At 57.3% G+C, this 24,967-nt stretch carries 21 protein-coding genes, 1 tRNA gene and 2 pseudogenes; 9 read left to right on the top strand and 15 right to left on the bottom strand.

All coding sequences use genetic code 11. The features are described 5' to 3' along the window. Positions 1–124: 124 nt before the first annotated feature. The 3 genes from ACW55A_RS03295 to gvpU form a co-directional block, all read right to left on the bottom strand. Positions 125–1,765, bottom strand: a complete 1,641-nt coding sequence (locus tag ACW55A_RS03295) for a phosphoethanolamine transferase (RefSeq protein ID WP_080479501.1) — start codon at positions 1,763–1,765, stop codon at positions 125–127. A 232-nt stretch (positions 1,766–1,997) separates the two neighbouring features. After that, positions 1,998–3,689, bottom strand: a complete 1,692-nt coding sequence (locus ACW55A_RS03290) for an NAD-dependent malic enzyme (RefSeq protein WP_003345569.1) — start codon at positions 3,687–3,689, stop codon at positions 1,998–2,000. A gap of 313 nt (positions 3,690–4,002) precedes the next feature. Further along, complete coding sequence (gene gvpU / locus ACW55A_RS03285) at positions 4,003–4,485, bottom strand: gas vesicle accessory protein GvpU (RefSeq protein ID WP_003409447.1); 483 nt, start codon at positions 4,483–4,485, stop codon at positions 4,003–4,005. A 297-nt stretch (positions 4,486–4,782) separates the two neighbouring features. Here gvpU and ACW55A_RS03280 point away from each other — a divergent pair, with 297 nt between their 5' ends. After that, on the top strand, positions 4,783–5,766 hold the full coding sequence (locus ACW55A_RS03280) for an LLM class oxidoreductase (RefSeq protein ID WP_498810597.1): 984 nt from the start codon (positions 4,783–4,785) through the stop codon (positions 5,764–5,766). A gap of 473 nt (positions 5,767–6,239) precedes the next feature. Here the strand turns inward: ACW55A_RS03280 and ACW55A_RS03275 are convergent. The 5 genes from ACW55A_RS03275 to dapA all read right to left on the bottom strand — a co-directional run bounded on the left by ACW55A_RS03275 (position 6,240) and on the right by dapA (position 9,934). Beyond that, positions 6,240–6,329: transfer RNA gene (locus ACW55A_RS03275), tRNA-Ser, on the bottom strand. 91 nt (positions 6,330–6,420) lie between these two features. After that, complete coding sequence (gene purC, locus ACW55A_RS03270; protein ID WP_003430849.1) at positions 6,421–7,131, bottom strand: phosphoribosylaminoimidazolesuccinocarboxamide synthase; 711 nt, start codon at positions 7,129–7,131, stop codon at positions 6,421–6,423. Positions 7,132–7,159: 28 nt separating this feature from the next. Next, positions 7,160–7,918 carry an MBL fold metallo-hydrolase gene (locus ACW55A_RS03265; RefSeq protein ID WP_003430848.1) on the bottom strand — a complete coding sequence of 253 codons (759 nt, stop codon included), beginning with the start codon at positions 7,916–7,918 and terminating at the stop codon, positions 7,160–7,162. Continuing rightward, positions 7,919–9,037 (bottom strand): NlpB/DapX family lipoprotein, encoded by a 1,119-nt coding sequence (gene bamC, locus ACW55A_RS03260; protein ID WP_003368268.1) that lies wholly within the window; start codon positions 9,035–9,037, stop codon positions 7,919–7,921. It lies immediately after the preceding gene. Positions 9,038–9,055: 18 nt separating this feature from the next. After that, complete coding sequence (dapA, locus tag ACW55A_RS03255; protein ID WP_003368265.1) at positions 9,056–9,934, bottom strand: 4-hydroxy-tetrahydrodipicolinate synthase; 879 nt, start codon at positions 9,932–9,934, stop codon at positions 9,056–9,058. Between the two features lie 325 nt (positions 9,935–10,259). Between dapA and ACW55A_RS03250 the strand changes: the two genes are divergently transcribed. After that, entirely contained in the window at positions 10,260–10,823 is a 564-nt protein-coding gene (locus ACW55A_RS03250; protein WP_003368263.1) for a glycine cleavage system transcriptional repressor, read from the top strand. 9 nt (positions 10,824–10,832) lie between these two features. Continuing rightward, positions 10,833–11,306, top strand: a complete 474-nt coding sequence (locus tag ACW55A_RS03245) for a peroxiredoxin (protein ID WP_455809532.1) — start codon at positions 10,833–10,835, stop codon at positions 11,304–11,306. 66 nt (positions 11,307–11,372) lie between these two features. Here ACW55A_RS03245 and ACW55A_RS03240 read toward each other — a convergent pair whose 3' ends face one another. Continuing rightward, on the bottom strand, positions 11,373–12,443 hold the full coding sequence (locus tag ACW55A_RS03240; RefSeq protein ID WP_011267087.1) for an AI-2E family transporter: 1,071 nt from the start codon (positions 12,441–12,443) through the stop codon (positions 11,373–11,375). Between the two features lie 35 nt (positions 12,444–12,478). Then, positions 12,479–12,730 (bottom strand): sulfurtransferase TusA family protein, encoded by a 252-nt coding sequence (locus ACW55A_RS03235; protein ID WP_003368260.1) that lies wholly within the window; start codon positions 12,728–12,730, stop codon positions 12,479–12,481. Between the two features lie 140 nt (positions 12,731–12,870). On the opposite strand from ACW55A_RS03235, the gene ACW55A_RS03230 reads away from it, so the two are divergent. After that, positions 12,871–14,304 (top strand): M48 family metalloprotease, encoded by a 1,434-nt coding sequence (locus tag ACW55A_RS03230; RefSeq protein WP_003368258.1) that lies wholly within the window; start codon positions 12,871–12,873, stop codon positions 14,302–14,304. 76 nt (positions 14,305–14,380) lie between these two features. On the opposite strand, the gene nadA is transcribed toward ACW55A_RS03230, so the two are convergent. After that, positions 14,381–15,439, bottom strand: a complete 1,059-nt coding sequence (gene nadA, locus ACW55A_RS03225) for a quinolinate synthase NadA (protein WP_096136964.1) — start codon at positions 15,437–15,439, stop codon at positions 14,381–14,383. A gap of 323 nt (positions 15,440–15,762) precedes the next feature. Between nadA and ACW55A_RS03220 the strand changes: the two genes are divergently transcribed. Beyond that, complete coding sequence (locus ACW55A_RS03220; RefSeq protein ID WP_455809533.1) at positions 15,763–16,617, top strand: oxidoreductase; 855 nt, start codon at positions 15,763–15,765, stop codon at positions 16,615–16,617. A gap of 70 nt (positions 16,618–16,687) precedes the next feature. Here the strand turns inward: ACW55A_RS03220 and ACW55A_RS03215 are convergent, their stop codons facing one another. From ACW55A_RS03215 to ACW55A_RS03200, 4 genes are all read right to left on the bottom strand, one after another. Continuing rightward, entirely contained in the window at positions 16,688–18,013 is a 1,326-nt protein-coding gene (locus ACW55A_RS03215; RefSeq protein WP_498810596.1) for a hypothetical protein, read from the bottom strand. A 119-nt stretch (positions 18,014–18,132) separates the two neighbouring features. Beyond that, a complete protein-coding gene (locus ACW55A_RS03210; RefSeq protein WP_003368249.1) occupies positions 18,133–18,714 on the bottom strand; it encodes a DedA family protein in 582 nt (193 codons plus the stop codon). A gap of 54 nt (positions 18,715–18,768) precedes the next feature. Further along, positions 18,769–19,035: a cupin domain-containing protein gene (locus tag ACW55A_RS03205; protein WP_455809535.1), complete on the bottom strand. Its 267-nt coding sequence runs from the start codon at positions 19,033–19,035 to the stop codon at positions 18,769–18,771. Positions 19,036–19,842: 807 nt separating this feature from the next. Further along, complete coding sequence (locus ACW55A_RS03200) at positions 19,843–21,927, bottom strand: hypothetical protein (RefSeq protein WP_498810595.1); 2,085 nt, start codon at positions 21,925–21,927, stop codon at positions 19,843–19,845. Positions 21,928–22,276: 349 nt separating this feature from the next. On the opposite strand from ACW55A_RS03200, the pseudogene ACW55A_RS03195 reads away from it, so the two are divergent. The 4 genes and pseudogenes from ACW55A_RS03195 to ACW55A_RS03180 all read left to right on the top strand — a co-directional run. Further along, positions 22,277–22,501 (top strand): annotated as a pseudogene (locus ACW55A_RS03195) (transposase); the annotation flags it as partial. 738 nt (positions 22,502–23,239) lie between these two features. Next, positions 23,240–23,548: a DUF2845 domain-containing protein gene (locus tag ACW55A_RS03190; RefSeq protein WP_058398112.1), complete on the top strand. Its 309-nt coding sequence runs from the start codon at positions 23,240–23,242 to the stop codon at positions 23,546–23,548. Positions 23,549–23,889: 341 nt separating this feature from the next. After that, a pseudogene (locus ACW55A_RS03185) lies at positions 23,890–24,087 on the top strand (transposase); the annotation flags it as partial. A gap of 36 nt (positions 24,088–24,123) precedes the next feature. Continuing rightward, positions 24,124–24,618, top strand: coding sequence for a helicase-related protein (locus ACW55A_RS03180; protein WP_498810621.1), 495 nt, complete (start codon positions 24,124–24,126; stop codon positions 24,616–24,618). Positions 24,619–24,967 lie beyond the last annotated feature (349 nt).

Genomic DNA, 24,967 nt, shown 5'->3' with positions numbered 1-24,967 from the left:
TCCGGGTCTGGCGCATCTTCATGCAAATGAAGGACAGGAGGAGCTATTGCCTCACAGACACGCTGCCAATGATCGCCCCCACGGCTTGAGAGGACGATCAATACCCGGCACGCCGCGCATGTCGTTACTTGTCGGTGGTCGCCAACTCGCTGCGGCATGCGGCAAACATATCGAGACTGGGGTCATAGACCTTGGTATCGACTTTCAGCAGACCGAGCATGGAATGGAAAAGATTGTCCTGGCTCAACGGTGCATTGCGCTGTTTGGCCAGACACTCCGGCGTAACGGCAAAGGACTTCTGATAGGTATCGGACAACCAGACCATCATCGGCACATGCTTTTGCTGATCAGGCGCCAGCACATAAGGCGTGCCATGCAGGAACAGATTATATTCGCCCAGAGATTCGCCATGATCCGACAGGTACACCATGGCGGTATCGACCTTGTTTTGATTGGTGCGCAGAAGATCAATCAGCGTGGACAATACATGGTCGGTGTACAGCAACGTATTGTCGTACCCATTGACGATGCTGTCCCGGCTGCAATTGTTCAGCGCATTGCTTTCACACACCGGGGTAAACGTTTCAAAGTCTTTCGGGTAACGTTTGTAGTATTCAGGACCGTGGCTGCCCATCTGATGCAGAACAAGCACCGTGTCCTTGTCGAGGCCGTCGATAAAGGCCTGCAGGTTTTGCAAGAGTATCTCGTCCCGGCATTCATGGTTGTTGCACAACAGCGGGTCCTTGAGATTGCTCACGTCCTGGAAGGTCACTCGATCACAGGTGCCCTTGCAGCCCGCTTGATTGTCACGCCATATCACGTCTATACCCGCGCGCTTCAGTACGTCCAGCAAGCCTTCCTGATTACGCGCCTGGGTAGCGTTGTAGTTCTTGCGTCCCATATTGGAAAACATGCAAGGCACCGATACTGCGGTTTCGGTACCGCAGGAATACACATCGGTAAACGCCACCAGCCCGCTTTCCTTGTTCAGGTTGGGCGTGGTGTTACGACCGTAGCCAAGGATTCCGAAGTTCTCGGCCCGGGCACTTTCGCCGACCACCAGGACGGTCAATGATTTGCGGGCGTGCGTGGCCCAGTCCGCAGAACGCTTGGCGTCCTCGCCGATCTTGACGAAGGGACGCCTGGCGGAGATCACCTGCTCACTCAGGTAGCCCAGCGACGCACCAATGTAATTGCTTGGCACGACCATCAGGCGCAATTCATGGTGGTTGCGGAACAACGACGACAAGCCCTGGTAATTGGCCAGTGCAACGGCGCCGATTGCCACGCAGCACGCCACCGTCACCAACAGTTTGCTGAACAATTCGAGGTGCCAGCGACGGTAGCTGATCGGCAGTTTCCAGAGTATCAGCGAAGGCACTATGCCCAGCAGAAGGATATACAAAGCCAGTTTTAAAGACAGCAGCCCCTGCACTTCCGTGACGTTGGTTTCGGCGAAGTTTCGAAACATGCCCGCGTCGATCATGACCCCGTATTCGGTCATGAAATAAACCACCCCCGCGCTGATCATAAACAGACTGATCAACACCGGTTTAAGCACACGACGAAATGCCAACAGCGTCAACACGATATTGAACACGCAGAAAATCATCAAGCCAAACGCAAAGCGCATGGCCAACCCTTTGCTATCGGCGCTGGTAATCGAGAAAAGATGCTGCCAAAGATTGATATTGAAACCCAGTAACAGAAACGCACTGGCAAGTAGGGTTACAACCTCTGGACGAACAGTTCTGGGTGTCGGCATCGTGGTCTGCTTATCGAATTAATATGCATCGGGCATTCAGGAGCCAGTGAACACTCCGATGGCGCGCACTGTAGGCAGCGCATCATCAATTTTATGTGAAAAAGGTGAGAGGATTGGGTTGAATGAAGCTTATTTCACTGTAAAGAAACTCATTGCAGCGTTACTGCATTTGCAGAGCAGCGTGTCTCCGCAAGCAAGCTTGCGGAGACGTCATCCTCGCAGATACGCCCGATCAGACCGAGCGGCGGCGATAGGCCCGGTAGCCCGGCAACCAGAAATTACGCTCGATGGCCTCAAGCAGCGCCTCTTCGGTGGTTTCCAGCGCCAGCCCTTCAGCTTGCGCTTCCTTGGCCACAGCCAGGGCGATCTTGCGGCTGACCTGCTGGATTTCCTTGAGCGGCGGCAACACCGCATCGCCCTTCCCTGTCACCATCGGCGAGCACTCGGCCAGCGCATTGGACGCCGCCATGAGCATCCGGTCGGTGATGCGCGATGCCTTGCAGGCCACCACGCCGAGGCCGATGCCCGGAAAGATGTAGGAGTTGTTGCACTGCGCGATGTGTACCGTGCGGCCGTTGATCTCCACTGGCGCAAACGGACTGCCGGTGGCCACCAGCGCATTACCGTCGGTCCAGCGCAGGATTTCTTCCGGAGTGGCTTCTACCTTGGAAGTCGGATTGGACAGCGGCATTACCAAGGGTTTGGCGCAATGCTTGTGTAATTCGCGAATCACCTGCTCGGTGAACAGACCCCGTTGCCCGGACACACCGATCATTACGGTGGCCCCGGCGTGGGTGACCACGTCGAGCAACTGCGGGAAGGCTTCGGAGCCGGCAGTCCAGCCAGATACGTCGGCAGTCTTTTGCGCCAGTCGCTTCTGGAAGTCGAGCAGGTTATCCATGCCTTCGGTCAACAGGCCGAAACGATCGACCATGAAGATACGTTTGCGCGCTTCGCTTTCGCTCAGGCCTTCGATGCGCATCGCTGCGATGATGTGCTCGGCGATCCCGCAGCCTGCCGAACCGGCACCGACAAACACCACCTTCTGCTGGCCGAGGGTTTCATTCTTGGCCTTGCAGGCCGCCAGCAACGTACCCACGGCAACCGACGCGGTGCCCTGGATGTCATCGTTGAAGCAGCACAGCTCGTCCCGATACTTTTCGAGCAGCGGCATGGCGTTGGACTGGGCGAAATCTTCGAACTGCAACAGCACGTCCGGCCAGCGACGCTGCACCGCGTCGATGAACAGCGCGATGAAGTCTTCGTATTCCTTGCCCGATACCCGCTCGTGACGCCAGCCCATGTACATCGGGTCGTCCAGCAGCTCACGGTTGTTGGTGCCGACATCCAGCACGATCGGCAGCGTGTACGCCGGGCTGATCCCGCCACAAGCGGTGTACAGCGACAGTTTGCCGATCGGAATGCCCATGCCGCCGATGCCTTGATCACCCAGACCGAGAATTCGCTCGCTGTCGGTCACGACAATGATCTTGATCCGGTCCTTGGTCGCGCTGCGCAAAATATCATCGATGCGGTCGCGCTCGGGGTAGGAAATGAACAGGCCGCGATGCGTGCGGTAGATCTTGGAAAACTCCTGACAGGCCTGCCCCACCGTCGGCGTGTAGATGATCGGCAGCATCTCGTCCAGGTGGGAGTCGAGCAGACGGAAAAACAGAGTTTCGTTGTTGTCCTGGATCGAGCGCAGGTAGATATGCTTGTCCAGGTCGCTCGCACACTGTTTGTACTGGCTGTAGACCCGGGTGACTTGCTCTTCGATCGTCTCCACGTTCTGCGGCAGGAGCCCGATCAGATTGAATTCGACCCGCTCTTGCGGGGTAAAGGCACTGCCTTTGTTCAGCAGGGGCATTTCCAGCAGTGAAGGTCCTGCGTAGGAAATGTACAAAGGTCGCGAAGTTTTGGTCATTTTCTCTAATCGCCTTTTTCGTCTACTCATTAATTCTTTACGTCGACCGGGGCGGGCAGCCTGGCTCAGTTCTTGTTGTTTTTTCTTGTCGCCAGCTCTCTATCAGGCCATGCCGAAAACCATTCGGCAGATAAGGTCAGGGCGAACATATTACTCGCCTGACAGCGGCTTGCGACATTTTGTCGCGCAAAGAGTGGCTAAGTGACGCTACTGCAGGTGCAGCATTCCGTGACCAACCAGTGCATTCTGCAAGCTGGAAGCCATCATGGTCTCGGGTTGAAAAAGCCCCGACGGACGTCGAGGCTCCATGGGGTCAGGCTGCGTCAGGCTTTTCGGCGATAAGCCCGATGGTGAACCCATCGACGGCCGAGATTCGGCCCCGCCACAGCACACCGGCATCACAAATCGGGTTGCCGTCAGTGGAATAGGTGCGGCAGTCCTTCAAGTGAATGAAATGGAAGGCCGGGGTGTCTTCAGATGACTCACCGGGCTTGAAGGACAGGATCATCTCTTTCATGGTCGCGTCAGTGCCGTTGGCGAACGAGCTGAACGGTGCCGAGATATCGTCGGCCAACTGCTCGAAATACGCATCGTGAGAAATCAGATGCCCGGAAACCAGATTTCCACCCACCGACAGCGTCACGCCCATCTCAACCTTGGTGTTGGCAACAAACTTGACCAACCATTGCAGCAACCAGTCGATCTGCTTGCCCTGCCATTTGAACTGAGCAATCACGTCATCGTGGCTCTGGCTGGGAGAAGGTTGCGACTTTTGTACCTGATCTACGTCTGACATCTGAAAGCTCCTCGCCTCACAAAACGTTGAACCCAAGGTATAGATCAGAAAGGACGAAAGCGAAACCGGGAGGCAGGATTAGTTTGCGAATGGCCGAATGGGACGAGTGAGACCAGGCGATTTCGCAGGAGGATGGTGACAGTGTTTCTACCCTGCACGGGATGCCAGTGGTTCGGTTAGGTGCTGCAGACCGACTATTCGTGATTTTTTTTCACCATGACTGATCCAAAAGGTCTGAGATCAGCCTGAAGGTCATCTATAGAATCAAATGATCGATTTCCGAAACGGAGTAAAACGATGACTCAGAACAATCAATCGCTCGGCCTGGAGAACCATACGGCGTTCAGCGGTACATTCCAGCGTGATCAGTTGACCATCGGGTTCATCTCGCCCGCGCGAGGCTATCCTGACGGCCCTTTTCCCAGCCTGGAGGACCAGGCCGAGATCGTGCAGCGCCTCGATCAGAGCGATGCTGCGGCGCTGTGGCTGCGCGATGTGCCGTTTTACGATCCGTCATTTGGTGATACCGGCCAGGTCCTTGATCCGATGGTGTACGCGGGCTGGCTGGCAGCGCTCACGACCAGAATCGCCATCGGCACCGCAGGCATCGTCAGCCCGTTGCGGGAGCCGGTTATCACCGCCAAGCAGATTGCGACGGCGGACCAACTCCTCGGAGGCCGCTTTCTCGCGGGCATGGCTTCGGGTGATCGGGCAACAGAATATCCGACTTTCGGAGTCGACTTTGCCAGCCGGGCTGAACGCTATCGGGAAGCGGTAACGCTGATCAAAACGCTGCTTTCAGAGTCGTTTCCGCGGCTGAAGACACAGCATTTCGGCCAGTTGCGGGGCGACATCGATCTGGTACCCAAACCCGTTGCTCAACCGGTCCCTGTCATCGCCATCGGTCGTGCTGGACAGAGCCTGGAGTGGCTTGCGGCCAATGTCGATGCCTGGTTCTGGCATGGCGATGCGCTGCGCATGCCGGAGGCTGTACCGCATTGGCGTGAGGCAACCGCTTCCAGGGGATTCATCCCTTTCGGCTACGGCGCGATGTTCGACCTCGACGCCAATCCTGACGCGCCGCTACAAACGGGGCGGATGCTACGGGGTGGTCGAAAGGCGCTGAAGGACTTCTTCTCCCGGCAACGCGAAGCCGGGATCAATCATGTCGCATTGAACCTCAAGCCGACGCGGCGTCCCTCTCTGGAGGTGATCGATGAACTTCAGGAGCACATTCTCCCCGAGTTTTCCATCACGTCCCAACACGCCCGGCAGGCGTGAGATTGGCTCTCAGGCAGGCACTTAACGCGCTGACTTTTGGCAGCGCCTCGCGACTTCGCAGCCAGACAAGACTCAGCGGCAGGCCTTCGGTAGCAAGATCCAGTAGCACCGCCACCAGCCTGCCGCTATTCAGATGCCGCTGGCCAATCAATACGCGCCTTGCCCTGTGGCTCGGTCTGGGTTGAAGTCAGCGCAATCTCGACTTCCTGCAGATCTGAAACGACCGTCGTGCAGGTACGGTAGAAGGTTTCCCCCGCCTCGGTGAGCGGCAACCGACGCGTGGTTCGCTGAAACAACCGGGTGCGCACACGCCCTTCCAATCATGCTACTGGTGAGGCACCGCGTTCGAGCGGTGGCTCGGCTGGTCTCACGGTAAAAGCAGCCTTTCAGGATAGAAGTGAGGGGCTGGGCTGAGGATCATCAAATCCCGGAAACCAAAAAGCCCCGCATTGCGGGGCTTTTTGGATAAATAATGGCGGAGAGATAGGGATTCGAACCCTAGGTACCGGTGAAGGTACAACGGATTTCGAATCCGTCCCATTCGGCCACTCTGGCATCTCTCCAACGGCGCGCATCATAACAGCATCAACGCAGAAGGCGAAGCCCTTCTGCTGTTTTTTTTCGTGCTATCAAGCGCTTGCGTGCTTTTTCCGCTTACAGCGGCACGCCTAGACGGTTTGCGACTTCTTCATAAGCTTCGATAACGTCGCCCAGACCCTGACGGAAGCGGTCCTTGTCCATTTTCTTGCGGGTGTCCTTGTCCCAGAGACGGCAGCCGTCAGGGCTGAATTCGTCGCCAAGGACGATTTCACCGTGGAATACGCCGAACTCGAGTTTGAAGTCGACCAGCAGCAGGCCAGCGTCGTCAAACAGCTTGGTCAACACGTCGTTGACCTTGATCGACAGCTCTTTCATGCGAACCAGTTGCTCGGCGGTACCCCAGCCGAATGCCACAACGTGGGATTCGTTGATGAACGGGTCGCCCTTGGCGTCGTCCTTGAGGAACAGTTCGAAGGTGTACGGATTGAGCCTGGTGCCCTCTTCGATGCCCAGACGCTTGACCAGGCTGCCAGCGGCGTAGTTACGCACGACGCATTCGACCGGGATCATGTCGAGCTTCTTGACCAGGCACTCGTTGTCGCCCAGCAGCTTGTCGAATTGGGTGGGGATACCCGCCTCTTCAAGCTTCTGCATGATGAAGGCGTTGAACTTGTTGTTCACCATGCCTTTACGGTCCAGCTGCTCGATGCGCTTGCCGTCGAACGCCGAGGTGTCGTTGCGGAACAGCAGGATCAAGCGGTCAGCGTCGTCGGTCTTGTAAACCGATTTGGCTTTGCCGCGGTAGAGTTCTTCACGTTTTTCCATGATGGGCTCCGCTTGCTAAGTAGTTGGGCTAGGCGATATGTCGCCAGTCGAGCCCTGAATCTTGATCGGCCAGTTGCAGCCAGTCCGGATCGCACCCGAGAGTGTCGACGAAACATTGCCGGGCCAGATGCGGCAGGTTGTTCTTGCTGCTGAGATGCGCCAGCACCAGGTGCTGAAGGTCCTGCCATCCCAGCTCGCTCACCAGGCTGGCGGCCTGATGATTGTTCAAATGACCTGTTTCACAGCCCACGCGCTGCTTGAGAAAGACCGGATACTGGCCTCGGGCAAGCATGTCGCGACAGTGATTGGCCTCGATCATCAAGGCATCCAGGCCTTGATAACGCTGTAATACGTTGGAGCAGTAAGACCCAAGGTCGGTCAGCAGGCCGAAGCGGCGCTTGCCGTCACTGAAGACGAACTGCGTCGGCTCGAGCGCATCGTGAGCGACCGACACCACGTCGATGTCCAGTGCGCCGATCCGCAAACTCTCCCCACCTGCCAGGAGGCCGGCAATTTCCACCGGCTTGCGCATTCCGCGCAAGGTCCCGTTGCTGAGGTAGACCGGCACATTGTAGCGCCGCGACAGCAAACCCACGCCATGCACGTGATCGGCATGTTCGTGGGTTACCAGAATAGCGCTCAGCTGGCTTGCCGAGACGCCCAGACGAGCCAGGCGCCGCTCGGTTTCCCGCAAGGAGAAACCGCAATCGACCAGTACGTACGTATCGTTGCTTGCGACCAGCGTGCCGTTGCCACGACTACCGCTGCCGAGAACCGCGAAACGCACTTAACCCAGGTTGTCTTGAATAACGCTCAACACCCGGCGCGCGATATCCGCTGGCGCAACGGTGTTGATGTTCTTCTCGACGGTCACTTGAACGTTGTCACCGACCTTGCTCAGGCGGACCTGATAGCGCTCGGCACGGGCATCGATCTCTTCCTTGGTCGACTTGCTGCCAAACATCCTGCCGAAGAAACCAGGCTCGTTTTCAGGCGTTTTGGCCTTTTCAGCCAGGTTGATGTAGTACAGACCCAGGCTGCGGTTGATGTCCTCGACACGCCAGTCGCCCTGATCCAGGGCGCGGCCAACACTCGACCATGCGCGGTCCAGATCGGCACCGAGGTTCAATACCGGGTTGCCGCTGCCGTCTTCGCTCAAGGCAACACGGCTCGGGGTGTCGTAGTCACGTGCCGCCAACAGGGAAATAGAGCCGCCCTTCTCGGCGTTGCGGCCCATGCTGGCCAGCAGATCGTCGGTCAGTGCGGCATCGAGGCCCAGGTTGGTGGTGCGCGTCGGGAAGGCCACGTCGGCAGTGCTGCCGGCAGGACGCTCGACGCTGACCACGTAGACTTCACTGGTATTGCGCTGCACGCCCGGCTCGATACGCACCCGCACGCGGGTTTCTGCATCGGCGGCGACGCCAGCGGCGCTCAGACGCTTGGCCACCGAAGCGGACAACTCATCGAGGCGCTGCCACGAGGAGCTGAACTCGCCTGTCTGCGGACGCTCTTCGGCGATACGGAAACCGTTGTCTTCGAAATACTGATGAGCCACCGGCCAGACTTCGGCAGGCTGGCGCTGAGCCAGGATCCAGCGCGCATCGCCACTCTTCTGCAGGCTGAAGTCGCTTGACTCGGAAGTCGTGCCCAGCGGCTGAGGACGCGGCACGATGTACTCGCCGTCTTTCTGGGTGCTGTCAGCCACGTTACGCGGGATCGGCAGCAAAGGATCCAGGCGTTTGACGCCGCTAACATCGGCGGGCAACTGCATGGGCGGGGTCTGGGTCGCCTGGAGGTAATCGCTGCCGCGATCACGGAAGTAACCATCTTCGCCCCAGAGCCAACCGCAACCGCTGGTGCTGGAGATAATAAGAGCAAGTGCGGAAAGTCCGGCCAATCGCTTCATTGCGTGATACTTCCTCAATTAAACCAGGACGCCGGACTGGCGCATGGCCTGACGCAGCGGTTCATGACAGGCTTCGCTGAGCCAGGTAAGCGGCAGACGGATACCGTCTGGCATCAAACCCATTTCATGCAAGGCCCACTTCACGGGGATAGGGTTGGATTCGATGAACAGGGTGTTGTTGAGCGGCATGAGCTTTTCGTGAATCGCCCGGGCCGTTTGCGCATCGCCACGCATGGCCGCTGCGCACAGATCGCTCATGGCGCGCGGTGCAACGTTGGCGGTGACGGAAATATTGCCCTTGCCACCCAGCAGCATTAACTCGACTGCTGTAGCGTCGTCGCCGGAGTACACCAGAAAATCGCTGCTGACGCTGGCCAGGATGTCCTTGGCGCGTTGCAGGTTGCCGGTGGCTTCCTTGATGCCGACGATGTTTTTTACCGTCGACAGACGCGCAACGGTCTCTGGCAGCATGTCGCAGGCCGTACGGCCCGGCACGTTGTAGAGGATCTGCGGGATGTCGACGGCATTGGCGATGTGGCTGAAATGCTGGAACAGGCCTTCCTGAGTCGGCTTGTTGTAGTAAGGCGTCACCAGCAGGCACGCGTCGGCACCCGCATTTTTGGCGTTGGTGGTCAGTTCGACGGCTTCACGCGTCGAATTGGCGCCTGTACCGGCGATGACCGGAATGCGACCTGCAACCTGAGTGACCACCCGGCGGATGACTTCGATGTGTTCGTTCACATCCAGCGTCGCCGATTCACCGGTGGTGCCTACGGCAACAATGGCGTTGGTGCCCTCTTGCAAGTGGAAGTCAACCAGTTTGCTCAGGCTGTCCCAGTCCAGACGACCTTGTGCATCCATTGGTGTGACCAGTGCCACCATACTGCCCGCAATCATGCAACCGCTCCTGCCGGAAAAAGAGAGCCGTAATGGTACTGGCGCTATCAGCCTTGTACAAGCGAAGTACCGCGCTCTGAGCATTCCCCTGAGCGATGGTTTTCGCTACCCTTCGTCCTTTGATCGGTACTGGTCACCTGCGCACCTCGCTCAATCGGTCGAATTTGTCGCCAGAAGCCCTGCCCCAGCGCACTCCAGCCCAGTCATGGTATATCCATGCAGGCCAGGCGCCGAGGGACCCGGCAAGTTATCTTGCGCCATCGATTGTCGAAACAGCCCCGCAAGTCCGAAAAAGTACCGACCGCTCATCGTCTAGGAATGCTGCATGTCGTCCACCCCCACAGTTCGCGAACAATTCCTTGTCATCAGTGCCCTTGGCGCAAACCCCATGGAGCTGACCAACGTCCTGTGCCGCGCCAGCCATGAAAACCGCTGCTCGGTCGTCACCTCGCGCCTCACCCGCCACGGCGAGTGCAGTGCGCTGATTCTTCAGGTGTCGGGCAGCTGGGACGCTCTGGCGCGCCTTGAAACCGGCCTGGCGAGTCTCTCCAAGAAGCATGCGTTCACGACCAGCGTCGTGCGCAGCGCCACGCTGGAGAACCGTCCGGAAGCCCTGCCCTACGTGGCCTACGTCAGCTCGGCGTACCGCCCGGACATCATCAATGAGCTGTGCCAGTTCTTCATCGACCACAATGTCGAGCTGGAGAACCTGATCTGCGACACCTATCAGGCTCCGCAGACCGGCGGCACCATGCTCAACGCCACGTTCACGGTGACACTGCCTGCCGGGACGCAGATCAGCTGGCTGCGCGATCAATTCCTCGATTTCGCCGACGCGTTGAATCTGGACGCACTGATCGAACCCTGGCGCCCACAAGCCCCAATGTAAGGAGTCCTCATGACTGTCACAGTAGATCATCCGGTTCCCGATTTTCAGGCACCCGCTACCAGCGGACAGACTGTCGAGCTGTCTGCGCTCAAGAGTCAGCAGGTCGTGATTTATTTTTACCCGAAAGACAACACGCCCGGCTGCACCACACAGGGCCAGGACTTTCGTGACCATATCGCGCAGTTTCAGGCAGCCAACACGGTTGTGCTCGGTGTTTCGCGGGACAGCCTGAAGACCCACGAAAACTTCAAGGCCAAGCAGTCTTTCCCGTTCGAGCTGATTTCGGACAAGGACGAAGCCGTCTGCCAACTGTTCGACGTCATCAAGCTCAAGAAGCTCTACGGCAAGGAATACCTGGGCGTCGACCGCAGCACCTTCCTGATCGACAAGGAAGGCGTACTGCGTCAGGAATGGCGCGGTGTGAAAGTGCCAGGCCATGTGGCTGAAGTATTGGCGCAGGCCGAAGCCCTGAACAAAGGCTGATCAACATGCCCCGCTGCGGCGCGCAAGGTGCCGCAGCGATTCAGTTCTGCTGTCGCAATAATCGCGTCAAAGCAACGGGGCTACCGTCGGCTCATTGCGTGGCCAGGCGTCGAGCACGGCCTTGAACAGCGTGGCCAGCGGAATCGCAAAGAAGATCCCCCAGAACCCCCACAGCCCACCGAACAACAGCACGGCGCAGATGATTGCGACCGGGTGCAGATTGACGGCCTCGGAAAACAACAGAGGCACCAGCACGTTGCCATCCAGCGCCTGAATGATCCCGTGAGCGATCATCAGGTAGATGAACTGATCACCCCAACCCCACTGAAACAGACCGATCAACGCCACCGGCACGGTGACCACCACTGCGCCGACATAAGGCACGACCACCGATATGCCGACCAGCATTGCCAGCAGCGCCGCGTAATTGAGCCCGAGCGCGGCGAAAGCGATGTAGGTCACGCCACCACAGATGAAAATCTCGATGACCTTGCCACGAATGTAATTGGCAATCTGGCGCTTCATCTCATCCGCCACCCGGTTGATCAAGGCACGCTCACGGGGCAGATAACCACGCGCCCAGCGGCCGATCATGTGCCGATCCTTGAGGAAGAAGAACACCAGAATCGGTACCAGCACCAGATAGATCATCAGGTTGACCAGCAGAGGCAGACTGGAGATCGAGAACGTCAGCGCCAACTGACCGATCTTGCCCACTTCACCACGGGCGACTTCAATGGCCAGCAGCACTTGCTCGTCGGACACCAGATGCGGATAACGCTCGGGCAGCAACAGCAGTACTGACTGCCACTTGGCAAGCATGCCCGGTGCTTCGTTGAACAAGGTGATCAACTGATGCCAGAGCAGAGGCACCAACACCAGCAGGAACACCAGCAATACGCCGATGAACAGGGTGAAGACCAGACCGACCGCGGCCATTTCAGGCATGCGCAGGCGTTCCAGAGCGCTGACCAGACCATGCATCAGAAACGCCAGCACCAGACCGGCGAGAACCGGCGCCAGCATGCCGCCCAGCGTCAGGACAAGGGTAAACGCCAGAAACAACAAAACTGCCAGGACCACCGCTTCCTCGTCAGAGAAATAGCGTTGCACCCAATTGCGAAGCACATTGAACATCAAACATCCTTTTCGAAAAAAACCGCAGCAATGGATCAGGCCTTGCGCAGCCAGTAACGATAAATGCCAGCATCGACCTCTTCATACAGCAACTCATGCCCGGCAAGCCTGGCAAAGGTTCGAAAATCGCGCTGCGAACCGGCATCGGTGGCAATGACTTTAAGCACCGCGCCGCTGGCCAGGCGGTTGAGTTCCATCTTGGCTTTCAGCAGGGGCAGCGGACAGTTGAGACCACTGGCATCCAGTTCGGCATCACAGGCCTCGGGGCGCACTACAGCGTCAGACATCGTTTCTCTCCAGGCGGACACATCGAATTACAAAGCGGGGCCGAAAAGGCAGCACGAACAAGGCGGCAAGAATACCTCACTCTGGTCAGCACGCCATTGAGCCAGCTACAGTACAGGTTCTTCTGACCAGAGCTTCGTGCATGAATTTTTTGCGTCCTACACTGCTCACTCTCGCCTGCCTGTTCGCTACACACGGCATGGCGGATGACCTCCCCTCACTGGGTGACGCCAGCTCCTCGATTGTCTCTCCCGAACAGGAGCACCGTCTGGGCCGTGCGTGGCTGGGGTTGCTGCGCGGCCAGGTGGCGCAGCTGTCGGACCCGCAACTCAAGGACTACGTCGAAACCTCGGTCTACAGCCTTGCCGAGACCAGTCAGGTTCAGGACCGGCGGCTTGAATTCATCCTGATCAACAGCCCGCAACTCAACGCCTTTGCCGCACCCGGCGGGATCATCGGCGTCAACGGCGGTCTGTTTCTCAATGCTCAGACCGAGGGCGAGTACGCTTCGGTACTGGCTCACGAGCTGGCTCACTTGTCGCAGCGCCACTTCGCCAGAGGCATAGAAGCCCAGCAACGCATGCAGGTGCCAGTCATGGCCGCGATGCTGGCAGGTATCGTCATGGCAGCCGCAGGCGCCGGTGATGCGGGTATCGCCACCATCGCCGGCTCACAGGCCGCCGCGATCCAGGAGCAACGGCGCTTTTCACGCCAGAACGAGCAGGAGGCCGACCGCATCGGCATTCTCAACCTGGAGAAGGCCGGTTATGACCCGCGTAACATGCCGACCATGTTCGAGCGCCTCATGCGCCAATATCGATTCGACGCCAGACCTCCGGAGTTTCTGCTGACTCACCCGGTCAGCGAATCGCGGATCGCCGACACACGCAACCGTGCCGAACAGGCCAAACCGGGCGGTAAGGAAGACAGCGTGCTGTATCAACTGATGCGCGCCCGCGTGGCACTGATCTATGAAGAAACGCCTGGCATCGCCGCCAAGCGCTTCCGTGCGCAACTGGTTGAAAACCCGAAATCCGATCCGGCGCGCTATGGCCTGGCCATCGCACAGATCAAGGGCGGACAGTTGAACGAGGCCAGGGAAACCCTCAAGCCATTGCTCGAAAAAGCGCCGAACGACATTACCTACAACCTGACGCAGATCGATCTGGACATCACCAATAACCGGCTGGCCGATGCGCAGCAGCGTGTCGATCGCATGCTGACGCTGTACCCCGGCAATTATCCGCTCAACGACGTGCGTATCGACGTGCTGCTCAAGCAGAACCGCACGGCCGAAGCCGAGAAAAGCCTTGAAGCGCTGCTCAAGACCCGCCCGGATGATCCGGACATCTGGTACGTCGTGGCGGAAACCCGTGGCCTGAATGGCAACACCATCGGACTGCATCAGGCGCGCGCCGAGTACTTTGCGCTGGTCGGTGATTTCCGTCAGGCGATCCAGCAGCTGGACTTCGCCAAACGCCGTGCGGCCAATAATTTTCAGCTGGCATCACGGATCGATGCGCGGCAAAAGGATCTGATCGAGCAGGAGCGGATGGTCAAGGACATGATGAACTGATCGTCCGGCGCAAGGCGCCCGATACGACCACAAATGAAAAGCCCGACGCTTCAGTCGGGCTTTTTCATCACAGCGGTCAGGCGTTGCCTGCCTGTCGCAAGCGCGCTGCCTGCGTGAAGTCCAGCATGCGTTGCAATGGGCGCACGGCATTGGGGATCAGCGCCGGGTCGACGAATATCTCGTTACCACCCTCACGCAGGCACTGCAAGGTGCGCTCAAGCGTATTCATCGCCATCCACGGGCAATGTGCGCAACTCCGGCACGCCGCGCCGTTACCGGCCGTAGGCGCCTCGATAAAGACCTTGTCCGGACACAGCTGCTGCATCTTGTAGAAGATGCCGCGGTCAGTGGCGACGATGAACGTCTTGTTGGGCAAGCGTTGCGCTGCAGCAATCATCTGGCTAGTGGAGCCGACCACATCAGCCAGCTCGATGACCGCTTCCGGCGACTCCGGGTGAACCAGGATCGCAGCCTCGGGGTACAAGGCTTTCATGTCTTCGAGCTGCTTGGATTTGAACTCTTCGTGGACGATGCAGGCACCGTCCCACAACAGCATGTCGGCACCGGTTTCACGCTGAATGTAGCGGCCCAGGTGCTTGTCTGGCGCCCAGATGATTTTCTCACCGTTGTCCATCAGGCTCTCGACGATCTCCAGCGCACAGCCTGAGGTCACTACCCAGTCCGCACGGGCTTTGACCGCTGCCGAGGTGTTGGCATACACCACCACCGTACGCTCCGGATGCTGGTCGCAAAAAGCGGAAAACTCGTCGACCGGGCACCCCACATCGAGCGAGCAGGTGGCCTCGAGCGTCGGCATGAACACGCGTTTTTCCGGGTTGAGGATCTTCGCGGTTTCGCCCATGAAACGTACACCCGCCACCAGCACAGTACTGGCCGCGTGGTTATTGCTGAAGCGCGCCATTTCCAGAGAGTCGGCCACGCAGCCACCGGTTTCCTCGGCCAGCGCCTGGATAACCGGATCGCAGTAATAGTGAGCGACCAGCACGGCGTCCTGCTTCTTGAGTTCCTCAGCGATGTCGGCACGGTAACGCGCCTGCTCTGCCGGGCTCAACGTCCTGGGCTGTTTGGCATCAAGATGCGCCTGCACCAGGAAACGTTCGGAGATCTGTGTCATGTTCACGGGACCTGAAAGCGCCAGTGCGCGAAAGGCAAGTTTACACCCGAAATACAGGCAATAAAAAAAGCCTGACAGAGGCTGCACCATCTGTACAAAGGCTTATGGCTGATACCCGGTGGATATCGGCCAGACTTCTTGAGGCGCGCCGATTCTAGCGCCAAAAAACTGATTTAACAGCTGTTTCTGGCTCATCAGGCAGCGATGAGAAGCGTTCCTGAAGACCCGCTTGCCGAGGCGTGATTCCGACCGGCGACTCAATGAAACGACGCACGTTATGCCCTGTCTACAGCCATTAGCCCCCTTGTGACGGAGAAAATGACATGGCAAGCGAATCGACCAATACCCCGGTGTGGTTCATCACCGGCTGTTCCACCGGCTTCGGCCGCGAACTGGCCAAACTTGTCATCGCGCGCGGCTGGCGCCTCGTGGCAACGGCCAGGGACAAGTCGCGAGTCGCAGACCTGGCCGAGGGTGCAAAAGGCCAGGTACTGGTGGTCGACCTCGACGTCGGCAAGGCAGACCAGATAGAAGCCGCCGTGGCTGCCGCAAAGGAGCAGTTCGGCAGAATCGACGTACTGGTCAACAATGCGGGTTACGGTTATCAGAGCTCGATCGAAGAAGGCGAAGACGCTGAAATCCGTGCCCAGTTCGATGCCAACGTGTTTGGTCTGTTCGCCGTCACCCGCGCCGTGCTGCCGATCATGCGCGAACAACGCAGCGGCCACATCATCAATATCACTTCGGTTGCCGGCCTTATCGGCTTTCCGGGCTCGGGCTACTACGCAGCCTCCAAGCACGCCGTCGAAGGTTTTTCCGACGCGCTGCTCGCGGAGGTCAAGCCATTGGGGATTTCCGTCACGTGCGTAGAGCCGGGGCCGTTTCGAACCGACTGGGCAGGACGCTCATTGCGCCAGACGCCATCGCGCATCGACGACTACAAGGACACTGCCACCAAGCGTCTGGAGTCGACCAGACAATCGAGTGGCAATCAGGCTGGGGACCCGGTACGCGCCGCAGAGGCGATGGTCGCCCTGACCCAAAAACCCGACGCGCCGCGTCATCTTGTATTGGGTAGCTGGGGATATGACGCCGTGGTGGCTGATCGTCAGGCACGCTTGAAGCAGATCGAGCAGGTTCGTGACATCAGCACCGGCGCGGACTTTCCGAAAGAGTGAGGTGCTGAGCACTGCACAGCTGCCAGGCAGGGACGATGAATGCTGTCAGGCACGCATCGCCCACCCGTTCTCAAACGTTGGACCAGTCACTTAAATCGCCAGCCCGCAGTCGAGAATTGATCTCCTGCAACTGATGCAAAGGGAGTGCTCCCAGAGGCTTCCCCTTTGCCTGCTCGGCCACTTGAGCTGCCAGGTTTTGCCGAAATGCCTGTATTTGTTGCGCGTCCAGATACTGAGCTTTTTCGCTTTTTTGGCCTTTAACACGCACGACTATGTCGGTAGGCAATTCAAAGCCCTTGACCGCGCACCCCAGGCACAATGTGGCGAAATCACCCAAGCTACGCACCTCCACTTCTTTCAGCTTCCCACCATTCTCCGGACTTCCGGCAAGTGGGTGCTCGGTATCCTGATAAGAGTGCTGTGTGGTTTTCGAGCGTAATTTGATTTCATGCGTAGACAGGTTGTTGATTTTCTCGAAACCGAACACCAGTGGAACAATGGCTCCCTTGTTCAACAAACCCAGGTAAGGGGCCTTGCCATTTTCCAGAGAACGCTGCAGTTCACTCGCCGCCTGATGATAAAAGCGATTCAGCTCTTCACCCTGTAACTTCTTTACCTGCCCATCGACTCTCAACTCAATCGAGCCAGGTAACTTCAGTGAGTCCAGATGCTCGCCCAGTGGGGCATTGATGAATGGGAGTCCGCCTAATTTATTGATGTACCCGCCATGCAGTAAACGTTGCAGCCACGCAGCACCTTCGATATGCAGCGTCTCTGGGCTGCTCACTTCGATCGATGGCGCGAGTTCATTGGTGGAGAGCGATCTGCCGTTGTCCAGCGCATGCAGGATCACTTGCGCCATTCGGTGTTGCTGAGCGCGCGAGTAAGCATTGCTGGGATGCATCCCCTCACCTTTCGCATAGATTCTGGGCTTGCTGCGCAAGTCTGCACGAGTGGTTTCAGCGCTCGCACTCTCCCGCGTTCGATCAGAGAAAAACACCTTGCCTTCAAGAGACTGGGTTCCACCCTTTGCATCATTGACACCGCCCCGGAGCGCTCCCGACTGCAGGATTTCCAGCCCCCAGGGCGTTCCGTGCAGAGCCTCGGGCTTGGTATAGCCCAGTGGCGCAGTCGGGTTGAGTGACTGCAGTAATGCCATGCGCAGACTGGAACGGCTGCGCTCGTCGATATCACGCATAGTGTCGAGGACGTCCAGAGGCGAGTGCCCTTGTGCATCCAGTTTATTGGCGCGCGCGCCCTCATTGCGCAGCTGCGCTACGGCCTTGCTGTCGCGACTGACCACTGCAGCATGCAGCGCAGTGCCAGGCGATGGCGCTTGAGTTGCCGGCGAATGAGCGGGCGGGATGAAAGACGGAGAATTACGAATGGGGTTCATGGCGGGTCTCATGGCCTAAACCCCCTTGGTGGACCCGACGCAGACAGCGGTTCCAATACAGACAGGTCTCTGTCCGTCACTGAAGGGCGTCTTGCCGTTACGCCGACTCCACCGCCACCTCAATCATGCGTTGCCTTGGATCGGCGACGCATATACCGCACCAACGCCGCGAGAGTCACCAGTGCTACCACCGAAAGGAAGATTGGCAGGCGATACGGCTTCAGGTCACCAAGTAAATGCTGTAACGCCTCTCCGGCCCAATAGCCGGCGCAGACGAACAAGGTTGCCCAGACTGCCGCACTCAGCACATTGATAAGCGCGAAACGCCAAGGCGACAGGCCACTTGCACCTATTACCATGGGCCCTACCAGGCGCATGCCGTAGAGAAAGCGAACAGCGAATACCGAGGTCGTGGGGTAGCGCTGGATGAGCCCCTCGACCCGCCTAATGGCAGACTGGTGACGCTTGAGTCTGGGCAGCAGGCGCTCCCCGGAATAACGTCCGGTCCAGAATAACAACTGATCGCCGAGCATACCGCCCAACGTGGCCAAGCCGATTACTTGCAGCAATTGCAAAGTGCCCTGATGCGCAGCGATACCGCCAAGGATCAACACTGTTTCACCTTCCAACAGGCAGCCCAGGAAGATGACCCAATAGCCGTAGGCGGCGATCAGCGCGTTAAGGTCGAGATGTTCGAACATGGTCTTTCCTGTACGTCTGACATCACTTGAATCCAGGCTGAAAGGCCAGCGTCGTCACTTTCTTCCCACGAGGTACCGTACGCCATGCTCACCAAACACTTCCGAATGGGGCTCGTTACATTCCAGGTGAAAAATATCTCCTGAGCTGTAGGTGAAATCACCATCAGATTTATGGATGACGAGGCTACCGTGCAGAACCAGCGCCATCGCCTCAAAGTTGTGGGCATGCGAGTTCAGCGTTCCAAACGCTTCGCGCTCAACTTCAACAACGGTTCCAAACCCTTCGGCAGCCAGCAGTTGCAAAAAAGCCTCTTTTTCCATTTTTCACTTTTCCTGAATCTTTTGGATGGAGTAGCGAACCTGATCGACGGCTGGAATGGCGGCGCCGGGACAGCTAATCACAGCGTTATAGATCACCTTGAGGGAGCAACATTCAATAAGTTTGCCAGCGCTTCCGGCCCTGCCTGCCGAGCACATTGGAGACCATCGCCTGGTGGCAGGGAGTTCCCGAAAAGCGCACACGCAAGCCCCGACTTCCGGCTGGTGAAAGGCCGATGGTCTGACAATCAAGGGGGCGTGTGACCGCTTACCGACTCAGTTGCCTAGGCTCGCTTCGTATCCGGCTCGTTGAGGCACTGACTAATGACATCTCTTACGACGATGAATCTGAGGTCGAGGATCGGCTACCCGATGCCTTCGGCCAGGATGTGTTCGTACTGCGCAGATCAAATGCGCAGGTGCGTCAGTTCGACCAGTTGGGATTTCCGGAAGACACCTGCAACACGCCAACTGCCGTAAAGCGCGCTTTCTCCAAGCTGATCGCGCTTTGGAGGATCCATACTGACTGCGCATCCTGTCAGCGACAACATAATCAGAAAGGATGAGCTGAAAGAAAATCGAGATCTCATAAATGGGATCCGTGATTTTGGTGAATGCGAATATCGAATCCTCGTGCTGAGCAACCCTTGGATCGACATCAGGCCGTGGCGGGCATTAGAACGACTTTTATGAGTTCGTGGAGTGGCTGTTGTCCAGAATAGCGTCGCCCTGGATAACGGCAGCCAGCAAGCCCAAAGGCGCGCTAGCCACCCTCACCACTGCTCAGAACCCCATCAATGTTCTGCCCAGCTACACCATATCTGGTGATTGGGTGAACGCGCTAGCCACACCCACCAGCGACACCTGCGCGGTTGGCGCAAAGATCATATCGTTGTTGCCCAGATCCTGGGTCCAGTCGTCGGTGAGGGCAATCTCAAACCGATGGCCCTGAGCGTCAGGTTCCACATCCTTGAGGTAGGTGCGGTCCAGATCCGCATTATAGGCCATCTTCAGTGTAGTGCCGGTACCGTCACCGAACCCTGTGTAACCCAGCGCCGACACATCTATCTTGTCGTTGTTGTTTGCGAAGCGGACAATCAGGTCCACGAAACTCTGGCTGTCCGTGCGGTAGCTGTCAGTGGCTGCCGTGTAGCGGAATACGTCAGCGTCATTGATGCCATTACGGCCAGAGACCGAAAGGTTCGGGTCGTCGCCGCCGATCAGCAAGTCGGCGCCCGCGCCTCCGATGATCACATCCGAGCCTCTGCCGCCGTCGATACGGTCGTTGCCGGCCAGGCCATAGATGACTTCCGACATTGCGCTTCCCGTGATTACGTCCTTGCCAGCCGTTCCTTCGACGGTGGGGGTCGTGAACACCAGATTGGTGCTGTTAAACTGCCCCGTCAGGTTGCCTTCGAACGCCAGTTCGAAGCGCTGTCCGTTGGCGTCGGCATCGAAGCTTTTCAGGTATGTGCGCGTGCCCTCGGCGTTGGCCTGGATGGCCAGCGTGCCATTATGGCCATCGCCAATGCCGGTAAAGCCCAACGAAATCAGATCGACACGGTCCTGAGAGGCGTCGAAGTCCAGAATCCGGTCGCTGCCTGTTTCGGTAGCGGTACAGTAGCTGTCGCTGATCTGGGTGAAGCGGAAAATATCTGAGCCCGTCCCGCCTGCCAGCACGTCACGGCCACCCGCGCCTTGCAGCACATCGTCTCCGCCCAGGCCACGGATAATCTCGGCTGTGTCGTTGCCAATCAGGTGGTTGGCCTGGCTGGATCCGTCCACGTGGTATTGGCCGTCCTGGCTGCCGAAGGTGGTGTCCAAGCTGCCATCGGCGTTCAGTCGGGTGATCACGTCGCCGGCGATAAGGATTTTGCCATCCGGCTGAACGATTGCCGAGTGGGCATAGTTCTTCGCGCCTTGGGGCACCTGGATCGTCAGCTTGCCATCGTCACTAAAGGAGGTGTCGAACGAGCCATCCGCATTCAGCCGCAGTACGTTGAAGGCGTTATTGTCGTTACTCTCACCGGCCACGATGATCTTGCCATCGGCTTGCACGGTTATCGCAGCCCGGTAGTCCAGCCCCAGCGCAGTATCAAAATACACCACACCGTCCACACCGAACGCGGTATCCAGGTTGCCGTCGGCTGCAAGTCGCTGAACGGCATAAACCGGATCGCCCGGGTCGTGGGGGCCGTCGGCGCCCACATACAGCCAACTGCCGAGCAATAAGCTGCCGTCGGTCTGCACAACGGTGGCGATATTACCGGTGCCGTAATGCCCCGTCGGGTTGAGGAGAAGTGCGCCGTTGGCACCGAAATCCTCGACCGGCGCCCCGGTGCTGTCCAGCTTGAACACGATCGCTTGGGACGTGCCGCGAAGGCTGACGTACACCGAGCCATCTGCTGTGGCGTAAATAGCCATTCCATCAGCGCCGATCGGTACATCAAGGCCAGCCGCGCCGCCTTTGCCGAAAGTGGTGTCCAGAGTGCCATCTACGTTGAAGCGTTCTACCTTCAAACCGCCAAGCCCTGGCTGTGCTGATAGCACTTTACCGTCGGCCTGCACCGCCATTACGTAGTAAGCATAATCTTCCGGGTCCAGGTTGCCGGGCACGAGGGCAATTCCCTCTTGGCCGAAGCTGTTGTCCAGGCTGCCGTCAGCGTTGAGGCGCACCGCCGTGTAGCTGCCGCGCGTACCATAGCTTTCATCGCCCGGCGAGCCAGGATAGCCAATGGCAGTCTGGAAGCTTTCGCCACCGACAAGGATTTTGCCGTCAGGCTGAAGGATGATGCTCCAGTTTGAATCGCCACCCAAGGATGGGTCGACCTGCACTGTTCCCGGGCCTGTTCGCACGGTGTAGTTGATGGTGGCCTTGCTATCGATTGACGCCATGACATTGTCCTTTAGGCATGGAACCCGAACGGATTGGGAAGGGGCTTGCACGGATCCTGTGGATCTGACCTTGGCAAGATGAATAAATGCGAACGGTTTAAGCTTTGCCGACAATCGCAGTTCGAGCATCGCTCAGTGCATATTTTAGAGAAGATTTGTCCATCTGATTGTTCCGCGCTATACGGCGGCCCACGATAAACCCTTGAGCCTGCGAACCGCTTTTTAGAAACAGTGCGTAAATCTGTAAATACCCCAGACTCTAAACAACTTGATCCGGCAGCCGTTATGTAGTGGTCTAATGATTCCGGACACTCATTTAGGCGAGAATATCGCCAGATAGAGGTGTCTGATGACCAAGCAACGCCGTACCTTTTCCGCTGAATTCAAACGCGAGGCCGCAGGCCTCGTGCTCGACCAAGGCTATAGCCATATCGAAGCCGCCCGTTTGCTTGGGGTGGTGGAATCTGCGCTGCGTCGCTGGGCGAGCCAGCTCCAGCAGGAGCGCAATGGCGTAATGCCTCAGAGCAAAGCCCTGACGCCCGAGCAGCAGAAAATTCAGGAGCTGGAAGCCAGGAACACTGTATTGGCTGCCATTGGAAGCAAAACCTATAGTATCTCCCTAGATGGCTCATTATCTACCCCCACCAGTATCATAGAAACAATTGGCAAGATTGGTGAGAATTCAAATATCTCCCTCTCCAATTCACGATTCATTAATGCCGATGCAATGTCACAGACTCTAGCCTCGGTTGGAGCGAAGAAATTTGCTATTACGTTTGATGCCCCCGACTTCACAGTCCCTTACCTTAAAAGCTTTGTCGCTAGCGCAGGACCTAACACATCTTTAACTCTGACAACGTCTCAAGTCCTAACGACCTCCGACCTACTCGAAATATTGACGCTCAACGGGGATAGAAAACTTACTCTTGAGTTCAATGGCCGACAGCTATCGGTGGACCCGGTCAATGGCGACAAGCTCCAGCAAGTAGTAGCAGCCGCCAACACTTCGCATACTATCTCAGTGAACACCATGCAATATCCACCCCTATCTTACATATTACCAATTATACAATCCTCAGCCAATAACAACATGGTGCTGTCTTATAACGGATCTCAATTAACCGATACAGAAGCCCAGGGAAATGTCGTCGTTCGAGGTATCGAAGTGGCTCAACCCACAACATCAATTATCGTCACGTCTGTGGGGGTGACCAATTATAGTGTTGAAAATTATCTGGACATAGTCAGAGCAGCTGGCTAATAGTAGAAAGTGGCGCGCCTGGGGTGCGCCAACTCGAAGGAGCGAATTTTCATGCTGACTAAACACATGCTCTTATTGAGCGCAGGTGTTGTTTTAACCACATTTATGAGTACCACTAATGCGACCATGAGGTGTGGCACGTCGCTGATCAGCGAGGGCGACTCGATGTCAACTGTCCTAGAGAAATGTGGCCCCCCACTCAGAAAGAGCAGCGAGGGTCCTGCGAGACGCCCCAACGGAGTTCCTAAACTTAATGCTGCGACTATAACTATATTTGTTTATGGTCCTAATGGCGGTTCATATCAATATCTTAGGTTTATAGACGATAAATTAATTGAGATTGATATGAAACGCGAATGAGCGACAACAGCAGTTTCTCATACGAATACAAGCGTATTTGAGAGCATATTTTGTCATACCCCATCGTCAACCTGCCTCGTTAGGAAGACAAAACCGGAGACCGAGCAGGTTTCGTTCATGACTCCTGCTCATTGTTCAATTAAACAACCCCAATGGATTAATTTAGGGTTTTTAAGGCGCCTGCATCTAATCAATGGCACCTTTTCTCCTTTGAGCCACAAATCCTCATCGGAGTCATTATGCGTTTGTATCTGTGCGAGAAGCCCAGCCAGGGTAAAGTGAATCGCCCCGGGTTTCGTAGACACCTCCATGCCTTAAACTGAGGCCAATCAGGAGGTGCCATGAGCAACCCACGTTATCCCGAAGAATTCAAAATCCAAGCGGTCAATCAAGTGACCGAAAAGAAGCTGCCTGTCGCTGATGTGGCGGCGCGTATTGGCGTGTCGACGCATAGCCTCTATGCCTGGATAAAGCGCTACAGCAAACCTCAGGCAGAACGGCAGCAAGACGATGATCAGCACGCTGACCAGCACCGATTAGCAAGGCTGGGCGCACTGCGTCAACTGCTCGAACACGTGAAGGTACGGATCCTGGCGGATCTGATGGCCGAGCTGGACGTCGACGACAAGGTTATCCTCTTCTGCGAGTATCAGGAATCCGTGGCCACGTTGCGTGAGCACTGCATCAAGATGGGCGTCGGGTGCGTGACGTTGGTAGGCAGTGACTCGCCCAAGAAACGACAGAAGGCGATTGATGCTTTCCAGCAGGATCCGGACTGCAGGGTGTTCATCGGGACCAGGTCGGCCGCCGGAACAGGTTACAACCTGACTGCTGCGAACTATGTCTTTTTTCTGGGGCTTCCATGGACACCGGGGCTGCAGGACCAAGCTGAGGATCGAGCCTATCGCAATGGGCAGTTGCGCGTGGTTGTCGTCAAAATCCCCCTAGCTGAGGACACTATCGACCAGCAGCTTTGGCAGATGCTCATGGACAAGCGTGCCCTCGCCAGCGATCTGATCGATCCGGAAGCGGAAGAGTCGAGTAAAAAGGCTCTTGCCGAGATTCTCTGAGTGATGCGTGCGGCACCATGGCGGGCGATTCCAAAGCAGCTACATGCGTAATTGCATGGATTTGACCACCCATTTGCACTCGACTTGACCAGTTGTTTGCATCGAATTTGACCAGCCCACGGGTTCAGCTTTGATTGTATGGTGCTAATCCCGAACCGCACTGCTCACCATTGCCGAGTATGAATACTTTTACGTGCGAGCCAAGGACATTCTGGTACGCAGCGATATTCTTCACGCTTATCGAAAAGAGGGATTTCAGCGATTCCTCACAGCAACGCAGCTGGAACGCCAGATTGAGAATTCATCATCGCCCTTGGCCCCACCCCGTCGCGGGATCATGAGCGCGGCT

This window comes from Plantibacter cousiniae (nom. nud.) (assembly GCF_977070315.1).
Note: the sequence above shows the minus strand (reverse complement) of the source record. Positions and strands in the feature narration are given on the sequence as shown.

Excerpts from the sequence above, each read along its gene's own strand:
- ACW55A_RS03295 (WP_080479501.1), bottom strand. The coding sequence starts at position 1,765 with ATGCCGACACCCAGAACTGTTCGTCCAGAGGTTGTAACCCTACTTGCC.
- ACW55A_RS03290 (WP_003345569.1), bottom strand. The coding sequence starts at position 3,689 with ATGACCAAAACTTCGCGACCTTTGTACATTTCCTACGCAGGACCTTCA.
- gvpU (WP_003409447.1), bottom strand. The coding sequence starts at position 4,485 with ATGTCAGACGTAGATCAGGTACAAAAGTCGCAACCTTCTCCCAGCCAG.
- ACW55A_RS03280 (WP_498810597.1), top strand. The coding sequence starts at position 4,783 with ATGACTCAGAACAATCAATCGCTCGGCCTGGAGAACCATACGGCGTTC.
- purC (WP_003430849.1), bottom strand. The coding sequence starts at position 7,131 with ATGGAAAAACGTGAAGAACTCTACCGCGGCAAAGCCAAATCGGTTTAC.
- bamC (WP_003368268.1), bottom strand. The coding sequence starts at position 9,037 with ATGAAGCGATTGGCCGGACTTTCCGCACTTGCTCTTATTATCTCCAGC.
- dapA (WP_003368265.1), bottom strand. The coding sequence starts at position 9,934 with ATGATTGCGGGCAGTATGGTGGCACTGGTCACACCAATGGATGCACAA.
- ACW55A_RS03250 (WP_003368263.1), top strand. The coding sequence starts at position 10,260 with ATGTCGTCCACCCCCACAGTTCGCGAACAATTCCTTGTCATCAGTGCC.
- ACW55A_RS03245 (WP_455809532.1), top strand. The coding sequence starts at position 10,833 with ATGACTGTCACAGTAGATCATCCGGTTCCCGATTTTCAGGCACCCGCT.
- ACW55A_RS03240 (WP_011267087.1), bottom strand. The coding sequence starts at position 12,443 with ATGTTCAATGTGCTTCGCAATTGGGTGCAACGCTATTTCTCTGACGAG.
- ACW55A_RS03235 (WP_003368260.1), bottom strand. The coding sequence starts at position 12,730 with ATGTCTGACGCTGTAGTGCGCCCCGAGGCCTGTGATGCCGAACTGGAT.
- ACW55A_RS03230 (WP_003368258.1), top strand. The coding sequence starts at position 12,871 with ATGAATTTTTTGCGTCCTACACTGCTCACTCTCGCCTGCCTGTTCGCT.
- nadA (WP_096136964.1), bottom strand. The coding sequence starts at position 15,439 with ATGACACAGATCTCCGAACGTTTCCTGGTGCAGGCGCATCTTGATGCC.
- ACW55A_RS03220 (WP_455809533.1), top strand. The coding sequence starts at position 15,763 with ATGGCAAGCGAATCGACCAATACCCCGGTGTGGTTCATCACCGGCTGT.
- ACW55A_RS03215 (WP_498810596.1), bottom strand. The coding sequence starts at position 18,013 with ATGAACCCCATTCGTAATTCTCCGTCTTTCATCCCGCCCGCTCATTCG.
- ACW55A_RS03210 (WP_003368249.1), bottom strand. The coding sequence starts at position 18,714 with ATGTTCGAACATCTCGACCTTAACGCGCTGATCGCCGCCTACGGCTAT.
- ACW55A_RS03205 (WP_455809535.1), bottom strand. The coding sequence starts at position 19,035 with ATGGAAAAAGAGGCTTTTTTGCAACTGCTGGCTGCCGAAGGGTTTGGA.
- ACW55A_RS03200 (WP_498810595.1), bottom strand. The coding sequence starts at position 21,927 with ATGGCGTCAATCGATAGCAAGGCCACCATCAACTACACCGTGCGAACA.
- ACW55A_RS03190 (WP_058398112.1), top strand. The coding sequence starts at position 23,240 with ATGCTGACTAAACACATGCTCTTATTGAGCGCAGGTGTTGTTTTAACC.